Source organism: Meridianimaribacter flavus (assembly GCF_004366715.1).
Classification (GTDB): Bacteria; Bacteroidota; Bacteroidia; order Flavobacteriales; family Flavobacteriaceae; genus Gaetbulibacter_B; species Gaetbulibacter_B jejuensis.
Map to the genome: position 1 here is coordinate 5,001 of NZ_SOQZ01000003.1, position 19,733 is coordinate 24,733.

A 19,733-nucleotide genomic window follows, 5' to 3' on the forward strand; every position below is an offset into this window, starting at 1 on the left:
GGTAGCTACGTTCGGAAGGGATAAGCGCTGAAAGCATATAAGCGCGAAACCCACCACAAGATGAGATTTCTTTAAAGGGCCGTGGAAGATGACCACGTTGATAGGCTACAGGTGTAAAGGCAGTAATGTCATAGCCGAGTAGTACTAATAACCCGTAGGCTTATTGTACGCCTGTTTTTTTAGAGTGAATTTTTAAAAATGTGTTTTTTTCAATATGTTAAAATATTAGTGCCTTATTTTAAGGACAAAGATTTAAGGTGGTTATAGCGACGGGGCTCACCTCTTACCTTTCCGAACAGAGAAGTTAAGCCCGTTAGCGCCGATGGTACTGCAACTGTGGGAGAGTAGGTCATCGCCTTTTTTAGAAAAGCATTCATAAATCTATGAATGCTTTTTTTGTTTTATAGAGCTTAAGATAGGTGAGATTTGTTAAGAATAAATTATAGTATAATTACTAAAATAAATAAAGCTAGAATGCCTTTTTATAATTAAAGCTTTATTTATAGAATTGTTTTTATTTAAGCAATTCATCAAACTTTAAATTATTTATAGATTCCCAAACGGATTCTCTATTCATATTATAAGCTTTAATGTTTACACCAAACCGATCATTATATAAAAAGGAAATGTCAGAATATTGTCTGTTCTTATCATAGGCTTCAATACCTTCCATACCTCTTTTATTAAATGATTTTTCAATTTTGTAATCATTTTCGTTATCTACAGTCATATTTTTATAGAACGAGTATTGACTTAAAAGCAAAACTCCTTTCTCACCTGAGCAATCATATAATGTGATTTTTATTTTTTCTTTATTATTTCCATCATAATTGGCAATTGCTCCATTAATACCATGTGTTGACATTGGGGCATTACTAGTTGTAGTTTTTTGTAAACTCATTAATTGATTAGGAAACCAATCTTGTAATGCCTCATTTGTAAGTGAAGCTGTTTCTAATAAACTTTCAGTTTTATTAATAGTTTTTATGGTATTTTTTACAGTTTTAATTTTGGTAGAAGTGTTGTCTTGTTTTGAATTTTCACCGCATGAACTTATAACAGCTATAGTAATATTAACTAGTATTAGTCTTTTTAAAAGTATTGTTTTCATATTTGAATTTTATAAACTTAGTTTTTTTTCATCCTTGCACCTGAAAATAAATCCATAGTTTTGTAATTAGCTTTTTTTATAGATGTCTTTTGTTGGTTTAATGCTTTAGCAATAATGTTTACGTTGTTTTTAGATTTCTTTTTATCAATGATATCCATTTCTAAAATTAAACCATTAGAGAATTGATCTAACACCCTCGAGTCCATATCAGGAAAATCTGATGGTTTTTGTGAACCAAAATTCAAAAAGTTTGTAAGTTTTATTTTTGTATCTAATGTGTGGTACATTTTCATTATATACCTATCATCTTCAAATTGTAGCCCTTCGCAGGTATAACCAATAATGGTTTTAGCTGGTAACTTTTTTATGTTATAATTATCTAAACTCTCTTTAGAGGATTTAACTTCTGGTATAGGATACATTTGTAAAAAACTAGTACCTTGAGCATCCATAAACATAACCATTGTACTTAAGTCCATGTCAAACAGCATAGTTGTAGTTCCTGTATTTTTGTTGTTCCCCATAGTCATTTTTGTAGCTTGATACGATGCACTTTCATTAATTAAAAACACCATCATTATGGTCTCTTTCTTTCTTGTATTTAAGGTCATTTCTGTTTCAAGTTGCCAATTAAAGTCATAGCTTTCAGGTAAATCATTAACTGTTACTTTATGATTTTTTATTGATCTTCTTGCCGATTTTACACTTCCTTTATTATTACTGCTATCATAATCATTATCATCTATGTTGGTGTTTCCGGTATTTCCTCCTTTAACAATGTTTTCCATAACACCTCCCATAAGTCCCTCTCCAACGGTTTTGACTTCTCTAGCTTGAGGCAGTTTGACTTCAACAGGTTTGTAATCATATACCATTAAACTTTCACCGGCTTGTCCTTGTGAACCAAAGCCATCAATAAGTTCAGCTTCTTCTGATGTTTTAGTGTAGATTTCAACTAATCTGTCTTGGTCGTCAAAAAGAACGTAACTACCTTCATAACCAGGTTCGTTTAAATACTCAAACTTAGTATACGTTTTACCTCTTAACGTTTGGGTAGTTTCATTAAAATCATCATACCTAAAATCATCTGGCTTATATATGAATGCAAACTCTACAATTCCATTGAAAGGGTTAGCAGTCACGCCTAAATCTTGCTGTTTTTCAAATTGAGCCATAAAGGGTTCAGGTGGTAGTTTATAGGCTTCAATCATCATAGTAGGAGCCATCAAACCTTGACTTTGAAGTGCTACAATTCCTGTTTTTTGGTATTCGCCTTCGCTGTATACATACATATAGCCTTCACTATCAATGAAACCAGGTTTAGGTTGTTTTGGATCTTCCATTCTAACAGCTACTTCATTGGCATCAAAAAACTGAGTTTGGTTTAAGTTCCCATTTTCGTGCATTTTTATGATAATATCTTCTTTGAAAAATGCTTTTTTAGCTTCAGTATTTTTAGTTAAAGCTGTGTTTGATGCTTCGAGTTCGCTGGTATATTCATCTTCTTTTTTATCAGATTTTTCTTTTTTTGAAGTTGCATCATCAATAGTTTTTTCAGTTTTTTTAGATACCACTTCATCTGTTTTATTAAGGATGGTACGTTCTGCTGCTTGTTCAGCTCTCTTTTTTAGTTTTTTTAAAAGCTGTGCTTCGGCATTTATTCCGCAAAGTAAAAATGCGCATGTTATAAAAATGAGTTTTGTTTTCATGATGTTTTTTTATTGATTCTTACAGATTTAACAACTTTATCGTTTAGCATTATATTTATGATATAGTTACCATGTTTTAAATGGTCTATGCTTATATAAATATTCTGGTCGTTATTAGCTTCGTCTAATAGTTTTTCTTTTAGCATTACTACAGTGCTTAGTTAGACGCTATTAATTGAGAGGTCAACAAAATGCATTAAAGGGATGCGTTGTTTGTTTTGTAAAGTTATGATGAGAATAAAAAGTTTGATGTCAATTATGTAACAAACTATATCAACTATGTAACATATGTTGTAAAGTTGTTGTATTTATTGATTTGAAGTGAATTCTGAAGGAGTAGACTTATAAACGTCTTTAAAGCATTTTATAAAATAGGAAGGTGTATTGAAACCGACTTGATATGCGATTTCAGAAATGTTTAAGTCAGAATCTTTTAAAAGATTAACCGCTAGTTTTAAGCGTTCGTTACGGATAAACTCGGTTGTTGAAAATCCTGTTATAGCTTTTAGTTTTCTGTGTAGTTGCATTCTACTCATAGCCATTTTTTTAGATAAATCATTAGAGTTAAATGACGAGTCGGTAATATAATCGTTGAGTATAGTTTTTAGTTTAGTTAAAAATTGCTGATCAACAGGAGTTGTACTTATACTGCTGAGTTCAAAATGAGCGCTATATCTTGATTGTAGTTTTTGCCTTATTTCTATAAGTTTTTCAACACGTATTTTAAGTTTGTTACTATTAAAAGGCTTTACAATATAATCGTCTGCTCCAGTTTCTAATCCTTTTATTTCATTTTCGTCACCACTTTTTGCTGTGAGTAAAATTATAGGAATATGACTTGTTTTTTCGTCTTTTTTTAAAGTATTACAAAGTTCAATACCATCAATTTTAGGCATCATTATATCGCTAATGATAATATCAGGAATGTATTTTATGGCTTTTTTAATGCCACTTTCACCATTAGGAGCTTCTTTAATGTCATAGTCATTTTTAAAAATTGAACTTATAAATTCTCTTATATCTTTATCGTCTTCAACTATTAATAAAATAGATTTGTCCTTAGATTTATTAATAGCTTGTTCTTCAGAAGTTACTGGAGTTTCTAAGACTGTATCAAGCTCATCATTAACAACTGTTTTAGTGTCTTCGTTTATTTCAGAAATATTATAAAAAGAACGCTCAATAGGTAAAGTTACAGTAAATTGAATATCATCTGTATTCATAGTGTGCGCTACAATATTTCCATGTGATAAAATAGCTAGTTCTTTCACTAACGAAAGTCCAATGCCTACACCATCAGCATTTTTATTGTTTTGGTAATACCTTTGAAATAGTTTGCTTAACTCTTTACTAGAAATGGTATTTCCGTTATTAATAATTGTGATAATAATTTGACCGTTTTTTTCAATTGCAGCAAAGTGAATTTGACCGTTTTCTGGAGCATATTTTACTGCATTAGAAAGTAAATTTGTGGTGATTTTTTCGATAACATCTTTATCAAACCAAGCTTCATGAATTGATTGAATTTTATGTGAAAAATGTATGTTTTTGTCTTTAGCTTTATACTCAAAAGAAGCTGCTATTTGTTTGAGGAATGCTGTAATATTTCCTTTAGAAACAGAGAGTTTTAAGTTTCCTGATTCTAACTTAGATAGGTCTAGTAATTGGTTGACTAGATTCAATAATCGTTTAGAGTTGTTTTGAACTAAAGAGAGTTCTTTCTTATCATCTTCTGTTAGGTTAGACTTAGATAATTGTTTTTCAATTGGACCAGAAATAAGTGTTAATGGTGTTCGAAACTCATGAGATATATTGGTGTAAATCCTGGTTTTAAATTCATCTAATTTTTTTAAGCGTTCAGTTTCATTATGCTCAAATTGTAATTGCATTTTCATGTGCCAACGCCATTTAAAATACCTGTATAACAAATACATGCTAATCAAAAAAAGTAGTGCATAACAAACAATAGCAAGCTTGCTTAAATACCAAGGTTGTAGTATTGTGAAAGTAAATGTAGCAGGTGTAGTATTCCATACACCATCATAGTTACTTGACATTACTTTAAATGTATAATCGTTAGGAGGTAGGTTGGTATAATGTGCTGAATTATTGTTTTCTGAGTTAATCCAACTTTCATCATGATTTACGAGTTGATATTTATAAAGGTTACGTTCAGGTTGTGAGAAATGTAAACTAGAAAATGTAAAGGTTACAGTATTTTGATTGAATTTAAAGGTTGAGTTTTGTTTTAAAGGATAACCTTCAGTAAAAATCTCAAACTTAGAAATAATGGTTTTTGGTTTAATTGGGTTAAATGTAAGTTGGTTAGGGTTAAACCAGTTGAGACCTTCAAGGCCCCCAAAATATAAGTTTTCGTTTTCGTCTTTATAGTAAGCTCCAGTGTTAAATTCCAAAGCCTGTAAACCATCATAGTTGCTGTAGTTTTCAAAAATAGTATCCTTAATGTTTAATTTACTTATACCATAATTAGTGCTCAACCATAAGTTGTTTTCTTTATCTGGTAGTATACCGTAAATCACATTGTTTGGTAAACCATCAACTTTGGTGTAAACATCTAATGATCGGTTTATAGTATTATACTTTTTTAAACCTTTACCATTTGTGCCAATCCATAAGATTTCATTGTCATAATGCAATGATTTTATTTTGTCATTTAAGGATTTGATATTGGTTATTTCATTAGTCTTTAAATTTAAATTATACAACCCTTTATCATCAGTACCAATCCAAAGTGTGTGCTCATTGCCTTTTATAGCTGTTTTAATGTCATTTGTTGATAGGGTAGAATTATCAGTATTGAATTGCTTAACAATACCTTTATCTATATCGAATAAAATAATACCATTACGTTCGGTACACAACCAACTTTGATTATCGTTCTCTTTTATAATTCTCCAGATTGTAAGATTTGAAATTTCAGGGAATGAAATGTAATCTCCAGAGTCAGTTCTGATATTTAAACCAAATCCTTGGTGACCTATCCATAATTTATTCTTGTTATAGAGCAAACTTATTATTCTGTCGCTAGCAATTGAAGAATTGTTAACGGTATATGTTTTATACTCATTATTATTAAAGTTGATATGTGTAAGCCCTTTACCAGATGTACCTATCCATAAATTATTATTTACATCAGTACTTATGCTTCTAACCACATCTACATTTACATTTTTAGGGACTTGATTATTTGTGAGCACATTAAATTTTATGAGGTGAGCATCATAATAGCTCGCTCCAGTTCCGTCAGAACCTAGCCAAATCACTCCTGTAGCATCTTCATATAAACATAAGATGTCATTATAATGTATGGCAAAAGGGTTGTTTTTGTCTGCTTTAAAGTTTGTAACAGTATTATTTTCAAGATTAAGAAGGTAAGCACCATTGCCATAAGTGGCAATCCATAATCTGTTTTTACTGTCTATAAGTAAGTCTTCAATGTTAAGGTCATTTGGTAATTGCGAATGTTGGTATTTTATAAAGGTTGTCTTGTTGTTTTCTTTAAAGTAAAGCCCTTGACCAAAAGTTCCTAACCATATATTGTCGTCTTTATCTTTTGTAAGCGCACTAAAGTTTGCGTTAGTGTGCGATTCAACATTAATCTCATTGTATGTGTTGTTTTTAATTTGAAATACAGCTCCTGAAGCTGCAGCTATTATAGCAGTATCAGTTTCTATAAACTCATAAATGGTTTTGAGTTTGTCATGGTCGTTTAAAACTTGTAGCGTGTCTTTAGCTGTAGTATCAATTTTGAAGAGTCCTTTACCGTAGGTTCCTATATAGTTGTGAAGTGCTTTATCCTGAAAGATTGAACTAACATTATTAAAACGTTCTAAATGCTTAAAAGTATCGGTCTTTGGGTTGTAAAGTTCTAGATTTCCTGAGTTAGTAATAATCCATAACCGATTTTGCTTATCGATATATACTTTACCAAGTTTACTAAAATTTGGTCTTGTGATGTCTTCAAATTGCTTGTCGTAGTGTTTAAAGCTTTTACCGTTATATTTATTTAAACCATCTTGTGTAGCCAACCACAAATAACCTATGCTATCTTGGGCAATACTTATAACGCTATTTTGAGATAAACCATCATTAATGGTTAAGGTATTGAAAGAAAATGGTTTTTCGGTTATAGTTTCTTGACCGCTACAAAAAAATGAGTATAACATTGTTAGAAAAATAACAATGAAATTGTCAACGGTTTTGTATCTCCATAACGTCATAAACTACTGTATAGATTAATTTTTTTAGGGGAGATTTTATGCTATTAACTTTACTAATATAATGAAATTTGCTTGGTTTTAGATATTTATCTTATTGTATAAAAAAACCCATCAAATTTTGATGGGTTTTTTATGAGTTGTAAGATTACTATCCTTTTATAACACCTCTCGAAATTACAATTTTTTGAATTTCAGAAGTACCTTCATATATCTGAGTAATTTTGGCATCACGCATTAATCGTTCAACATGGTATTCTTTTACAAAACCATTTCCACCATGAATTTGAACCGCTTCAACAGTTTGTTCCATAGCTACTTTACTAGCATACAATTTTGCCATTGCACTAGACATGTCGTAGTTATTACCTTGGTCTTTATCCCAAGCAGCTTTCATTACAAGCATTCTAGCAGCTTCAATTTCGGTAGCCATATCTGCTAATTTAAAAGCAATGGCTTGGTGGTTGCAAATTTCAGTACCAAATGCTTTACGTTCTTTAGAGTATTTAAGCGCTAACTCATAAGCTCCAGAAGCAATACCTAAAGCTTGTGACGCAATACCTATTCTACCACCAGATAATGTTTTCATAGCGAATTTAAAACCAAACCCGTCTTCACCAATTCTATTTTCTTTAGGCACTTTTACATCATTAAACTGTAATGTATGTGTGTCACTTCCTCTAATACCTAATTTATCTTCTTTAGGACCTACATCAAAACCAGGCATACCTTTTTCAACTATAAAAGCATTAATACCTCTATGTCCTTTATCTTTATCAGTTTGTGCAATCACTAAATAAACATCACTACGACCTCCATTTGTTATCCAGTTTTTAGTACCATTCAATAAGTAATGGTCTCCCATGTCTATAGCAGTTGTTCTTTGAGAAGTTGCATCACTACCAGCTTCTGGTTCACTTAAGCAAAATGCACCAATAAATTCTCCTGTGGCAAGTTTAGTAAGGTACTTTTGTTTTTGTTCTTCGCTACCATAAGCTTCAAGTCCATAACACACCAATGAGTTATTTACAGAAACCATAACCGAAGCAGAAGCATCAATTTTTGATAACTCTTCCATTATAAGCACATAAGATATGGCATCCATTCCGCTTCCACCATATTTAGGGTCAACCATAATTCCCATAAAACCAAGATCTCCCATTTTTCTAACAAGTTCTTGTGGAAATTGTTGTTTCTCATCACGTTCAATTACTCCTGGTAATAATTCGGTTTGAGCAAAATCGCGAGCAGCATCGCGAATCATTAGATGTTCTTCTGTAAGATTAAAATCCATATGTAGTGATAAAATTATTGATTTGTTAAAAAATGATGTCAAAGATAAGTTTTTGTTAGCATTTTTTCAATAATGATTGTTATTTTTACCATATATGATAAAAGAAACATTCAAAGTTATAGGTGTAATGTCTGGTACATCATTAGATGGTATCGATTTAATATATGTACAGTTCAATTTTGATGAAAAATGGACCTATACTATTTATACTACAGAAACTGTTTCTTACACCCAGTATTGGGAAAATACTTTGAAACATTTAGTTTCAAACTCTAAGCAAGAATTAAAAGACATCGATGATGGTTACACTGTATATTTAGCAGAGGTCATTAATTCGTTTATTAAAAAACATCATATTGAAACTGTAGATGCTATATGTTCTCATGGTCATACAGCACTGCATCAACCTCAAAGCGGTATGACTTACCAAATTGGGAACTTGCCAAAAATTTCAAAACTTTTAAAGCATACTGTTGTATGCGATTTTAGAGTGCAAGATGTTGAACTAGGAGGCCAAGGAGCACCTTTGGTTCCTATTGGAGATAAATTGCTGTTTTCTGATTATGACTTTTGCTTAAATCTTGGTGGATTCGCTAATATTTCAACTGAAATTGATGATACAAGAATTGCCTACGATATTTGTCCTGTAAATATTGTGCTTAATCACTATGTTAAGCCATTAGGTTTTAATTATGATAATGAAGGGCAAATTGCTAAATCAGGAAAATTACATACAGAGTTGTTAAACCAACTGAATGATTTAGATTTTTACTCAAAGAGTCACCCAAAGTCTTTGGGGTTAGAATGGGTTAAACAACTTATTTTCCCTATAATTGATGCGTATGATCTTCCAATAGAAACAATTTTAAGAACATTTACTGAGCATGTAGCTGTGCAAATTTCAAAAGAAATCAATACCAAGCACAATGCAAAAGTATTAGTAAGTGGTGGAGGTGCATACAATAAATTTCTTCTCGACTTAATTGTATCCAAAACTAAAAACAGTATAGAGTTGCCTTCAAAAGAGATTATTGAGTTTAAAGAAGCTTTAATTTTTGGATTGCTAGGAGTTTTAAAACTCAAAGGAGCTGTTAATTGTTTAAAAAGTGTAACAGGAGCAAAAAAAAATCATTCTTCTGGTAGGATTTATTATCCATAAAATTATTATAAAATTAATATTTAAGGATTTTTAGTTTTTTATATTTGTTGAAGAATAACTAACTACATGAAAGATTTACTTCAAAAGTACGAAGACAAAGACCCTGAAATTATTTTTAATTGGAAAGACCCAGAAACCGAAGCTGAAGGCTGGACAGTAATAAACTCCTTAAGAGGAGGTGCAGCAGGTGGAGGAACACGTATGCGAAAAGGACTCGATATGAACGAAGTACTGTCGCTTGCAAAAACTATGGAAGTTAAGTTTACCGTTTCTGGACCAGCAATTGGAGGTGCTAAGTCAGGTATTAATTTTGACCCACAAGACCCAAGAAAAAAAGGCGTTTTAGAACGTTGGTATAAAGCCGTTTCGCCATTACTAAAAAGTTATTATGGTACAGGAGGAGACCTAAATGTTGATGAAATACATGAGGTTATCCCAATCACTGAAGAAAGTGGTGTATGGCATCCTCAAGAAGGTGTTTTTGAAGGTCATTTTAGACCAACACAAGCCGATAAAATTAATAGAATAGGACAGTTAAGACATGGTGTTATTAAGGTTATTGAAAACCCAAAATACTCACCTAATGTAACAAGAAAATATACTGTGGCTGATATGATTACTGGTTATGGTGTTGCTGAGGCTGTTCGTCATTTTTATGATATCCACCAAGATTCAGTTGTTGGCAAGCGTGCCATTGTTCAAGGTTTTGGTAACGTTGGTGCTGCTGCAGCTTTTTATTTAGCACAAATGGGAGCTAAAGTAGTAGGGATTATTGACAGAGTAGGTGGATTAATAAAAGAAGAAGGGTTTACTTTTGATGAAATTACTCAGCTATATTCAAATAAGTCTGGAAATACTTTAGTGAGCGATCATTTGATTCCTTTTGATGAAATGAATGAAAAGATTTGGGCTTTAGAAACCGAGATTTTTGCACCATGTGCTGCCTCTCGATTAATTACTAAAGAGCAAATAGATAATATGATTAATACAGGTCTTGAAGTAATTTCTTGTGGCGCAAATGTACCATTTGCTGATAAGGAGATATTTTTTGGACCAATTATGGAATATACAGACAATAAAGTAAGTCTTATTCCAGATTTTATTTCAAATTGCGGTATGGCAAGAGTTTTTGCTTATTTTATGGAGCGCAAAGTTCAAATGACTGACGAAGCCATTTTTAATGATACCTCAAACCGTATAAAACAAGCATTAGAAAACGTACATAAAAACAACAAATCAAAAACTGGTATAAGCGCAACAGCTTTTGAGATTGCTTTAAGTCAACTTATATAACATAACACTTAATATGGAAACACTAATTGTATTAGTATTTGTAGTAGGTTATTTAGCTATTACACTAGAACACAATTTAAAAATCGATAAACTTATTCCTGCTTTGGTCATGATGGCCATAAGTTGGGCTTTGATAGCTTTAGGTATCGATAATTTCACACAATGGTTCGACTCAGGAAAACACGCTCTTCTAGATAATTTTGGATTATTAGAGCACGAAGATAAAATGCACATGATGGAAGAAACGCTCTTACATCATTTAGGTAAAACAGCCGAAATTCTTGTGTTCTTACTAGGAGCAATGACTATTGTTGAAATCATTGATTATTTTGATGGATTTTCAACTATCAAAGGATTTATAAAAACAAAAAGTAAAAAACGATTGCTTTGGATTTTTGCGTTTTTAGCATTTTTCCTTTCAGCAATTATAGATAACTTAACTGCTACAATTGTATTAATATCTATACTTCAAAAACTTATTCAAGATAAAGATGTTAGAATATGGTATGCTGGTTTAATAATAATCGCTGCAAACGCTGGAGGAGCTTGGTCTCCAATTGGAGATGTAACCACAACAATGTTATGGATTGCTAAGAAAGTGTCTACTGGTCACTTATTTGTATATCTTTTTGTACCATCTCTACTTTGTATGTTGGTACCAACATTTATTGCTTCGTTTTTACCTGCTTTTAAAGGAAATTTAGAAAATGAAGACGAAAAAGAAGACAAGCCTAAAAGCAAATTTAGTTCAACAATGTTGTATTTAGGTTTAGGAGGTATTGTATCAGTGCCAATTTTTAAAACGGTAACACACTTGCCTCCATATGTAGGTATGATGTTAGCTTTAGGTGTTGTTGCTATTTTTGCTGAGATTTACAGTAACTCAAAATTTGCATTATCTCATGCAGATGCTGAAGGAGCAGATTATCAAGGACACCACAGTCCAGTACATCATTCATTATCTAGAATTGAGATGCCAAGTATCTTATTTTTCTTAGGAATATTAATGGCTGTTGCAGCATTAGAATCTTTAGGTATCCTATTTGGTTTTGCAACTACACTACAGGACAAAATGCCTATGATGGGAACTGAGTTACACCATGAAGGCGTTTCCGATTTAGTAGTTTTATTATTAGGAGTTGGATCTGCAATTATTGATAACGTGCCGCTTGTTGCCGCAAGTTTAGGTATGTTCTCTGAGCCTATCGATAACGAATTATGGCACTTTATTGCTTATTCGGCAGGAACAGGAGGAAGTATGTTAATTATTGGTTCGGCTGCTGGTGTAGTAGCAATGGGAATGGAAAAAATTGACTTTTTCTGGTACTTAAAGAAAATATCTTGGTTAGCGCTTGTTGGGTTTTTAGTAGGTGCAATTGCGTTTATGTTTACAAGAACTATATTTTAATTTATACTTTAGGTAGAAAATTAACGTTATAAAAAAAATTAACACTTTATGCTAAATATGTTATTACAAACTACTCCTGAAGAAGCTGAGGTTTTAACTGATGGAGAATCTGTTGAAAAAACGCTTTCTATCATTGAATTGATTTTTAGTGGTGGTACAGCAGGAATGCTAATTATAGGTATATTATTTGTACTCTTAGTTGTTGCTATTTATATTTATTTTGAAAGACTTTTTGCTATCAAAGCAGCTTCAAAAATAGATTCCAATTTTATGAATCAAATTAAAGACCATGTTTCTAATGGTAAAATTGATTCGGCACAAATGCTTTGTGCTCAAGTAAACTCTCCAGTTTCTAGATTAATTAATAAAGGAATTACCAGAATTGGAAAACCATTGGAAGATATTAATACAGCTATTGAAAATGCAGGACGTTTAGAGGTTTATAATCTAGAAAAAAACGTAAGTATTTTGGCTACAATTTCAGGTGCAGCTCCAATGATTGGATTTCTTGGTACAGTAATTGGAATGATTTTATCAATATTTGAAATTGCTAATTCAGGAGGTCAAATTGATATTAAACTTCTAGCTGATGGATTATATACAGCAATGACTACAACAGTTGCAGGACTTATTGTAGGTATTGTTGGTTACATCGCTTACAACCATTTAGTGGTAAGAACTGATAAAGTTGTTTACCAAATGGAAGCAAATTCGCTAGAATTTTTAGACCACTTAAACGAGCCTATTTAATGAATATTAGAGGAAGAAATAAAGTTACACCAGAATTCAACATGTCTTCAATGACAGATATCGTATTTCTGTTATTGATATTCTTTATGTTGGCCTCTACTTTAGTGACTACAAATGCTATTGATATCTTATTGCCTAAGGCTAGTGGAAAAACCGAAAATAAAAAATCGGTCGCTGTTAGTATTACCAAAGACTTAAGATATTATATAGACCAAAAATTAGTTGGAGAAAGTGTATTGGAAAATCAATTACTATCAGCACTTTCAGGACAAGATCAACCTACCATTGTGCTTAGAGCAGAAAAATCTGTTCCTGTAGATAATGTGGTAAAGGTAATGGATATAGCTAATAGAAATAAGTTTAAAGTAATTTTGGCGGTCAAACCTAATTAATGAAATATTTTGAAACCATACACGAACGTAATTCGGCAAAAATCACAACTTTAATTGTGGTGATTTTGATTTTGCTGCTGTTTGTTGTTGGTCATTCATATATGGATCCACCAGAAGAATATGGTGTAGCTGTTAATTTTGGAAATTCAGAAGTTGGTAGCGGAAATATCCAGCCAACTGAACCTGTTAAATCGCAACCAAGGGAAGTTGTGGAACAGCCAAAAGTAGAAGAAACGCAACCACAGGAAACAACTTCGTCTTCTGCTAAAACAGAAGATGTACTTACCCAAGAGTCTCCTGAAGCTATTGCAATAAGAAAGCAAAAAGAGGCTGAAGCAAAAGCTAAGGCAGAGGCTGAACGTGTTGAGCGTGAGAAACGACAAGCTGAAGAAAAAAAGAGACTTGAAGAAGAGAAAAAGAAAAAGGAGCTTGATGCTTTAATAGGTGGTGTAAGTAACTCCGAAGGCACTCAAACAGGTGGCGAAGGACCAGATAATACTGGAGGAGATAAAGGACAGCTAGATGGTAACCCTTATGCACCTAGCTATTTTGGAGACCCAGGAAGTGGTAATGGAGGAAAAGGATACGGTTTAAATGGTAGAGGTTCGGCGACGTATAATAAAGTGATTCCAGATTGTCAAGAAGAAGGAAGAGTTGTGGTCGAAATTCATGTTGACCGTTCAGGTAAAGTAATTAAAGCTATTCCAGGAAAAAGAGGAACAACAGGCGATGCTTGTTTGTATCAAGCTGCTAAAGAAACTGCATTGTCTCATAGATGGAAAGCAGATTCTAAAGCACCAGCTACACAAATAGGCTGGGTTAAAATTGATTTTAGTTTAGGTCAATAACAATATGAACTACCAAGATACTATCAACTGGGTGTTTTCGCAACTTCCAATGTATCAACGACAAGGTAAGTCGGCTTATAAAGTAGATTTACATAATACTCAGGTTTTAGCAGAACACCTTAATCATCCAGAATTCAAGTTTAAAACTGTTCATGTTGGTGGTACCAATGGAAAAGGATCAACAAGTCATATGTTGGCGTCTGTGCTTCAAGAAGCAGGTTATAAAGTTGGGTTATATACTTCACCACATTTAAAAGATTTTAGAGAGCGTATTAAGATTAACGGAAAAGAAGTCAGTAAACAGTTTGTTATAAGTTTTATTAAAAAGCACAAACCGTTTTTTGAGCAACATACACTTTCTTTTTTTGAAATGACTGTTGGGATGGCTTTTGACTATTTTTCAAAGAAAAAAGTTGATATAGCTATTATTGAAGTAGGGCTTGGTGGTCGTTTAGATTCAACAAATATAATTTCACCACTCGTTTCTGTGATAACTAATATTGGTTTAGACCACACGCAGTTTTTAGGAGATACATTAGAAAAAATAGCAGTCGAAAAAGCAGGAATCATTAAACCTAATATTCCTGTTGTTATTGGAGAAACACAAATTGAAACCAAAAGTGTTTTTACTGAAACAGCTAAAAACAATAATTCAGAAATTTATTTTGCAGACCAAAATATAACTTCAATTTTAGATAGTGACTTAAAAGGAAGTTATCAGCAAAAAAATATAAAAACCGTTTTACAAACTTTACAGATCCTAAAGCAAAACAATTTTAATATCTCACAAAAGAATATTGCTTTAGGACTTAATTCGGTTGTTTCTAATACAGGTTTAAAAGGTAGATGGCAGATTTTACAAGAATCTCCAAAAGTAATTTGTGATACAGCTCATAATAAAGAAGGGTTAACATATGTGGTTAATCAATTAAAAACTGAGGTCTATAATAAGCTTCATATCGTTTTTGGGGTTGTAAGTGACAAAGATTTATCAACCATAATTGCAATTTTGCCTAAAAAAGCTACATATTATTTTTGCAGACCAAATATTTCAAGAGGATTAGATGAAAATAATATTAAACACACATTTAAAGCTCATGGCTTTGTGGGTAAGTCGTATTCTAGTGTAAATGAAGCATTAAGCAATGCGAAAAAAAGTGCAAAACCAGAAGATTTAATTTATGTTGGAGGAAGTACTTTTGTAGTTGCAGAAATAATTTAAATTTTTTTCAAAAAAGCTTTTGGGATATCAAAAACTAATTTATATTTGCAATCCAATTACAGAGGGCGCGTAGCTCAGTTGGTTCAGAGCACTTGGTTTACACCCAAGGGGTCAGGGGTTCGAATCCCTTCGCGCCCACAGAAATTAAACCCTAGAGAACTTCTCTAGGGTTTTTTTATACCTCAAAGTTTAGCCCTATTTACATTATCTTTCTTATTTTTATAATTCAAATAATTAACTATAGCTAATCTTCTTCTTAAAGTTTTATGATATTAGGAAACATTAAAAACCTCTACAAAGATATTTTTAAGTCTTACGATAGTCCAACTTTAGAAAAACACATTGAAAAGATTGTTGAACTTGATGTTTACTTACCACATAGTTCTACGTTTTTCTGTATTACCAATACGCAGGAATTAGGATTTGAATACATTAGTAAGAATATGTTTTCTTGTTTGCATATTGACCCTTTAAAGCTGAAACAAGAAGCTATGCGTTATTATTGGAGTAGAATACATCCAGAAGACGTTGAATATTGGTTACAAGCTTTAAATGCATTAATGGAGTACACTCTTGATGAAATTTCAGAAGATGAAAGACATAAAATGAGTTACACCTGGAACTATAGGTTTAAAAACGGAAGAGATGAGTATGTAAACATTATTCAAAATACTACGCCTTTAGAGTTCGATTCATTTATGAAGCCTATAATAGGTTTGGCGCATTATACTGTTGTAGATTCAAGAGTAAAACTTGGTGTGACAGCTACGGCTAAATATTTAAATGAAAATGATGAATACGAAACCAAGTATTTCAATAACTTTTCTCAGAAACTATTAACTAACGATATTACAAATAGAGAGCGTGATATTATACGTTTATTAGTTTTGAATTACTCTAGCAAGGAAATTGGAATAAAACTAAATATAAGCCCTAATACTGTAGATACACATAGACGGAACATCCTAAAAAAACTAAATATTACGTCAACAGGAGAACTTATTGGGATGTTAAAAATGAATAAAACCCTATTTTAATTAAAAACTACTCAAATTGAGTATTGTGTAGCTTTGAAAAAAATAAGAATTTTACATCGCTATTAGTTAATTACAAAGGGAAAAATAGTGTCTATAATATTTATATAATATCAATAGGCACTTTTTTTATTTTATTAAGTCTAATATTCGCTCTAAAGCCATACCTCTAGATCCTTTTATGAGCATGAGCTTATCTTTAAAAGTTAGAGTATCGAAGTGGATAGCTAAATCATTAAAACTTCTGAACTTTTTTATAAATCCATTAGTGTTTTTTAATTGTGTGCTGTAAAAATTCTCGCCAATTAAATAAGTGTTAGCATTGAAATTATCTTCAATGAAGTTTACAATGTTTTGATGTTCATTATGCGCAGTTGATCCTAACTCAAACATATCTCCTAAAAACAATACTTTGTTATCTCTCTTGTATTGTAAAAAGTTCTCTAAAGCAGCCATCATACTTGTTGGGTTTGCATTGTAAGCGTCTAGGATAATTTCGTTTGAACCAACATTAATTACTTGAGATCTGTTGTTTTTAGGGAAATAATTTTCAATAGCTTTCTTAATGTTTTTGTTCTCAATTTTGAAGTAAGTTCCAATAGCAATTGCATAAGCAATATTACTGAAGTTATATTTTCCTGTTAAGTTGCTAGCAATTATTGTGTCTTTTAATTTTACTTCAACATTAGGTTGAGCACCTATAAATTCAATTTTTAGAAGATCGCTTGTAGTTCCAAACTTTATGGTGTTGGTATAACTCCCTATTTGGTTTATTTGTTTTACATCATCTTCATTCACAAAAATTGTCTTGTTGTGCTGTTTTAAATGATCATACAATTCAGATTTTGCTTTAACAACACCTTCAATACTTCCAAAACCTTCAAGATGAGCTTTACCAAAGTTAGTGATAAGCCCATAATCAGGTAATGCTATACTGCTTAAAAAAGCTATTTCTTTAGGATGATTAGCTCCCATTTCAACAATGCCAATTTCAGTTTGATTATTCATTGACAGTAATGTTAGTGGAACACCTATATGGTTGTTTAAATTCCCTAATGTGGCTGTAGTGTTATATTGCTGACTTAAAACAGCATTAATAAGCTCTTTTGTGGTTGTTTTTCCATTGCTGCCAGTTAATGCAATAATTGGGATGCCTAGTTTGCCTCTGTGATATGTTGCAAGTTCTTGTAGTGTTTTTAATACATCATCCACAAGAATGATATTATCATTTATAGCGTATTCCTTTTCGTCTACTATAGCATATTTAGAACCTTGTTCTATTGCTTGGAGCGCAAACATGTTGCCATTAAAATTTTCGCCTTTTAAAGAGAAAAACATTGAGTTTTTTGTGATTTTTCGAGTGTCAGTAGTGACTGATTTACACTCAAGAAAGCAATTGTAAATTTGTGTGATATTCATAAATTAAATGTAATAAAAAAGTCCTAACATTACTGCTAGGACTTTATATTTTTAAATTAATCTAGAATTAATTTTTAGTCTTGTTTTTTCCTTTAGATTTTGAACCTACTCTAGACATAGCACATCTAAACCCGATATAGTCTGTTGCCATATCTTGAGGGAAGAATCTACGTTGAGCTGGATCTAACCAGTAGTCTCTATCTTTCCAAGAACCACCTTTGTACACTCTTACTTTATCATTGATTAAAGAGGTTCTGTCGTTTGACTTATCGTATTCTTTAATTAAGTTACCTGAAGAATCTCTCTCAATATTATGCTTTGGAGAGTTGTACATTTTTCTAGTATTAGCAGTTTCTTCTTCGTCAAAACTTTCGTTATAGTAGCGAGAAGATCTAGCGTCACCATCTCTGTAGTTTCTGTTGTCACTAGTATCAAAATTTGTTCTTAAGTAAGTTTCGTTTTCGTCAACTGGAACTTGTAAAATTTCACCAGGTAAGTTTCTTGCAACAAGTTTACCATTACTTAAAGTATCATATACTACTTCTTCAGGAGTTACAATTTTAACTGTACCATCATCATTAATTGCGTTTTTAGTATAAACATTACCACGATAGTAGTTAAAGTCATTAAATTCATCATCTACAATTGGTCTGTATACGTCGGCAACCCATTCTGCAACGTTACCAGCCATATCGTATAATCCATAATCGTTAGCTTCGTAAGACATAACTTGCGCAGTGATATCAGCACCATCGTCAGACCATCCTGCAATTCCACCGTAATCACCTTTTCCTTGCTTGAAGTTAGCTAATTGATCACCTCTAGACTTTCTTTTTCCAGAACGTGTGTATTGACCATTCCAAGGATATTTTTTTCTACCTCTGTAAGTGTTGTAGTTTCTTAATTCACTCATCCCAAGAGCAGCATATTCCCACTCTGCTTCAGATGGTAAACGGTATTTTGGAGAAATTACTCCAGTTTCTCTACTAGCGTAAACATTTATTTCGTTACCCTCAGCATCTGTTCTAGCTTTTCTTTTACCTCCTTTGAGTACTTCTTCGTTACCTCCAAAAGTTTCAGTTGGAGCAGTAATATAAGTGTCAGTGTTAAAGTTGCTATCAGCAGATGTATCAGTTAAGTGAGAATCTCTTTTTAAATAACCAGCATCTTGTAAGTACATTTCATTTACTCTATCTGTTCTCCAGTTAGCAAATTCAACGGCTTGAATCCAACTAACACCTACAACAGGGTATTCAGCATAACCAGGATGACGTAAATAGTTTTCAGTCATCATTTCAGCATATCCAAGACGGTTTCTCCAAACTAATGTATCAGGAAGAGCTCCATCATAAATAAGTCTAAAGTTAGGATCGTCTGGTGGGTAAACTCTTTTAATCCAATCAAGATACTCTAAGTACATCATGTTGGTTACCTCAGTTTCATCCATGTAAAAAGATTGTACATGTTGTTGGTTTGGGCTATTATTCCAATCATGCATAACATCATCTTGTACTTTACCCATGGTAAATGTACCTCCTTCTATAAAAACTAATCCAGGAGCAGTTTCTTGTTCTTTAAAGTTAGTATTGTACTGAAAACCTCCATTTTTGTCGTTGATGTTCCAGCCAGTGGCTCTAGAACTGTTCTTTGACGAAGAAGATTTCTTACAACTAAACATGGCTAAAGATAGCGTTAGGGCTAAAATTATCCGTAGGTTAAATACATTTTTCATATACATACTTTTAAGTAAGCTAGTTTATTTTAGTGACGCAATATAGTAATTAAAGAAAAAATAACAACGTTTTTTTGTAATTTATATCAAAAAAAAAGTGCATTTCATCCTTTTTTTTGTACAC

General features: G+C 32.1%; 15 protein-coding genes, 1 tRNA gene and 2 rRNA genes (1 of these 18 only partly in view). 11 read left to right on the top strand and 7 right to left on the bottom strand.

Going from position 1 to position 19,733, the window contains the following annotated elements:
* Window positions 1-168, top strand: a 23S ribosomal RNA gene (locus A8975_RS07065); it begins 2,648 nt to the left of the window's first position.
* A gap of 85 nt (window positions 169-253) precedes the next feature.
* A 5S ribosomal RNA gene (gene rrf, locus A8975_RS07070) occupies window positions 254-361 on the top strand.
* Window positions 362-514: 153 nt separating this feature from the next.
* On the opposite strand, the gene A8975_RS07075 is transcribed toward rrf, so the two are convergent.
* The 5 genes from A8975_RS07075 to A8975_RS07090 all read right to left on the bottom strand — a co-directional run bounded on the left by A8975_RS07075 (window position 515) and on the right by A8975_RS07090 (window position 8,352).
* Window positions 515-1,111, bottom strand: coding sequence for a hypothetical protein (locus A8975_RS07075; RefSeq protein ID WP_134199404.1), 597 nt, complete (start codon window positions 1,109-1,111; stop codon window positions 515-517).
* Between the two features lie 17 nt (window positions 1,112-1,128).
* Entirely contained in the window at window positions 1,129-2,820 is a 1,692-nt protein-coding gene (locus A8975_RS07080; RefSeq protein ID WP_134199406.1) for a DUF4412 domain-containing protein, read from the bottom strand.
* Window positions 2,817-2,966, bottom strand: coding sequence for a hypothetical protein (locus A8975_RS14555; RefSeq protein ID WP_166667457.1), 150 nt, complete (start codon window positions 2,964-2,966; stop codon window positions 2,817-2,819). The genes A8975_RS07080 and A8975_RS14555 overlap by 4 nt, the downstream gene beginning before the upstream one ends.
* Window positions 2,967-3,128: 162 nt before the next feature.
* Window positions 3,129-7,007: a hybrid sensor histidine kinase/response regulator transcription factor gene (locus A8975_RS07085; protein WP_166667458.1), complete on the bottom strand. Its 3,879-nt coding sequence runs from the start codon at window positions 7,005-7,007 to the stop codon at window positions 3,129-3,131.
* A gap of 202 nt (window positions 7,008-7,209) precedes the next feature.
* Entirely contained in the window at window positions 7,210-8,352 is a 1,143-nt protein-coding gene (locus A8975_RS07090; protein WP_131508600.1) for an acyl-CoA dehydrogenase, read from the bottom strand.
* A 94-nt stretch (window positions 8,353-8,446) separates the two neighbouring features.
* Between A8975_RS07090 and A8975_RS07095 the strand changes: the two genes are divergently transcribed.
* The 9 genes from A8975_RS07095 (at window position 8,447) to A8975_RS07135 (ending at window position 16,461) form a co-directional block, all read left to right on the top strand.
* On the top strand, window positions 8,447-9,511 hold the full coding sequence (locus A8975_RS07095) for an anhydro-N-acetylmuramic acid kinase (RefSeq protein ID WP_134199410.1): 1,065 nt from the start codon (window positions 8,447-8,449) through the stop codon (window positions 9,509-9,511).
* A gap of 66 nt (window positions 9,512-9,577) precedes the next feature.
* Window positions 9,578-10,804, top strand: a complete 1,227-nt coding sequence (locus A8975_RS07100; RefSeq protein WP_131508038.1) for a Glu/Leu/Phe/Val dehydrogenase dimerization domain-containing protein — start codon at window positions 9,578-9,580, stop codon at window positions 10,802-10,804.
* A gap of 13 nt (window positions 10,805-10,817) precedes the next feature.
* On the top strand, window positions 10,818-12,212 hold the full coding sequence (gene nhaD / locus A8975_RS07105) for a sodium:proton antiporter NhaD (protein WP_129761500.1): 1,395 nt from the start codon (window positions 10,818-10,820) through the stop codon (window positions 12,210-12,212).
* Window positions 12,213-12,260: 48 nt separating this feature from the next.
* Entirely contained in the window at window positions 12,261-12,962 is a 702-nt protein-coding gene (locus tag A8975_RS07110; protein ID WP_187347859.1) for a MotA/TolQ/ExbB proton channel family protein, read from the top strand.
* Entirely contained in the window at window positions 12,962-13,354 is a 393-nt protein-coding gene (locus A8975_RS07115; protein WP_129761499.1) for an ExbD/TolR family protein, read from the top strand. Before A8975_RS07110 ends, A8975_RS07115 begins: the two co-directional genes overlap by 1 nt.
* A complete protein-coding gene (locus A8975_RS07120; RefSeq protein WP_134199412.1) occupies window positions 13,354-14,202 on the top strand; it encodes an energy transducer TonB in 849 nt (282 codons plus the stop codon). The genes A8975_RS07115 and A8975_RS07120 overlap by 1 nt, the downstream gene beginning before the upstream one ends.
* Window positions 14,203-14,206: 4 nt before the next feature.
* A complete protein-coding gene (locus A8975_RS07125; protein ID WP_134199414.1) occupies window positions 14,207-15,424 on the top strand; it encodes a bifunctional folylpolyglutamate synthase/dihydrofolate synthase in 1,218 nt (405 codons plus the stop codon).
* A gap of 63 nt (window positions 15,425-15,487) precedes the next feature.
* Window positions 15,488-15,562: transfer RNA gene (locus A8975_RS07130), tRNA-Val, on the top strand.
* A gap of 128 nt (window positions 15,563-15,690) precedes the next feature.
* A complete protein-coding gene (locus A8975_RS07135) occupies window positions 15,691-16,461 on the top strand; it encodes a response regulator transcription factor (protein ID WP_129761496.1) in 771 nt (256 codons plus the stop codon).
* A gap of 126 nt (window positions 16,462-16,587) precedes the next feature.
* Here A8975_RS07135 and A8975_RS07140 read toward each other — a convergent pair whose 3' ends face one another.
* A complete protein-coding gene (locus A8975_RS07140; RefSeq protein WP_134199416.1) occupies window positions 16,588-17,877 on the bottom strand; it encodes a UDP-N-acetylmuramoyl-tripeptide--D-alanyl-D-alanine ligase in 1,290 nt (429 codons plus the stop codon).
* A 67-nt stretch (window positions 17,878-17,944) separates the two neighbouring features.
* Complete coding sequence (gene gldJ, locus A8975_RS07145) at window positions 17,945-19,615, bottom strand: gliding motility lipoprotein GldJ (protein ID WP_134199418.1); 1,671 nt, start codon at window positions 19,613-19,615, stop codon at window positions 17,945-17,947.
* Window positions 19,616-19,733 lie beyond the last annotated feature (118 nt).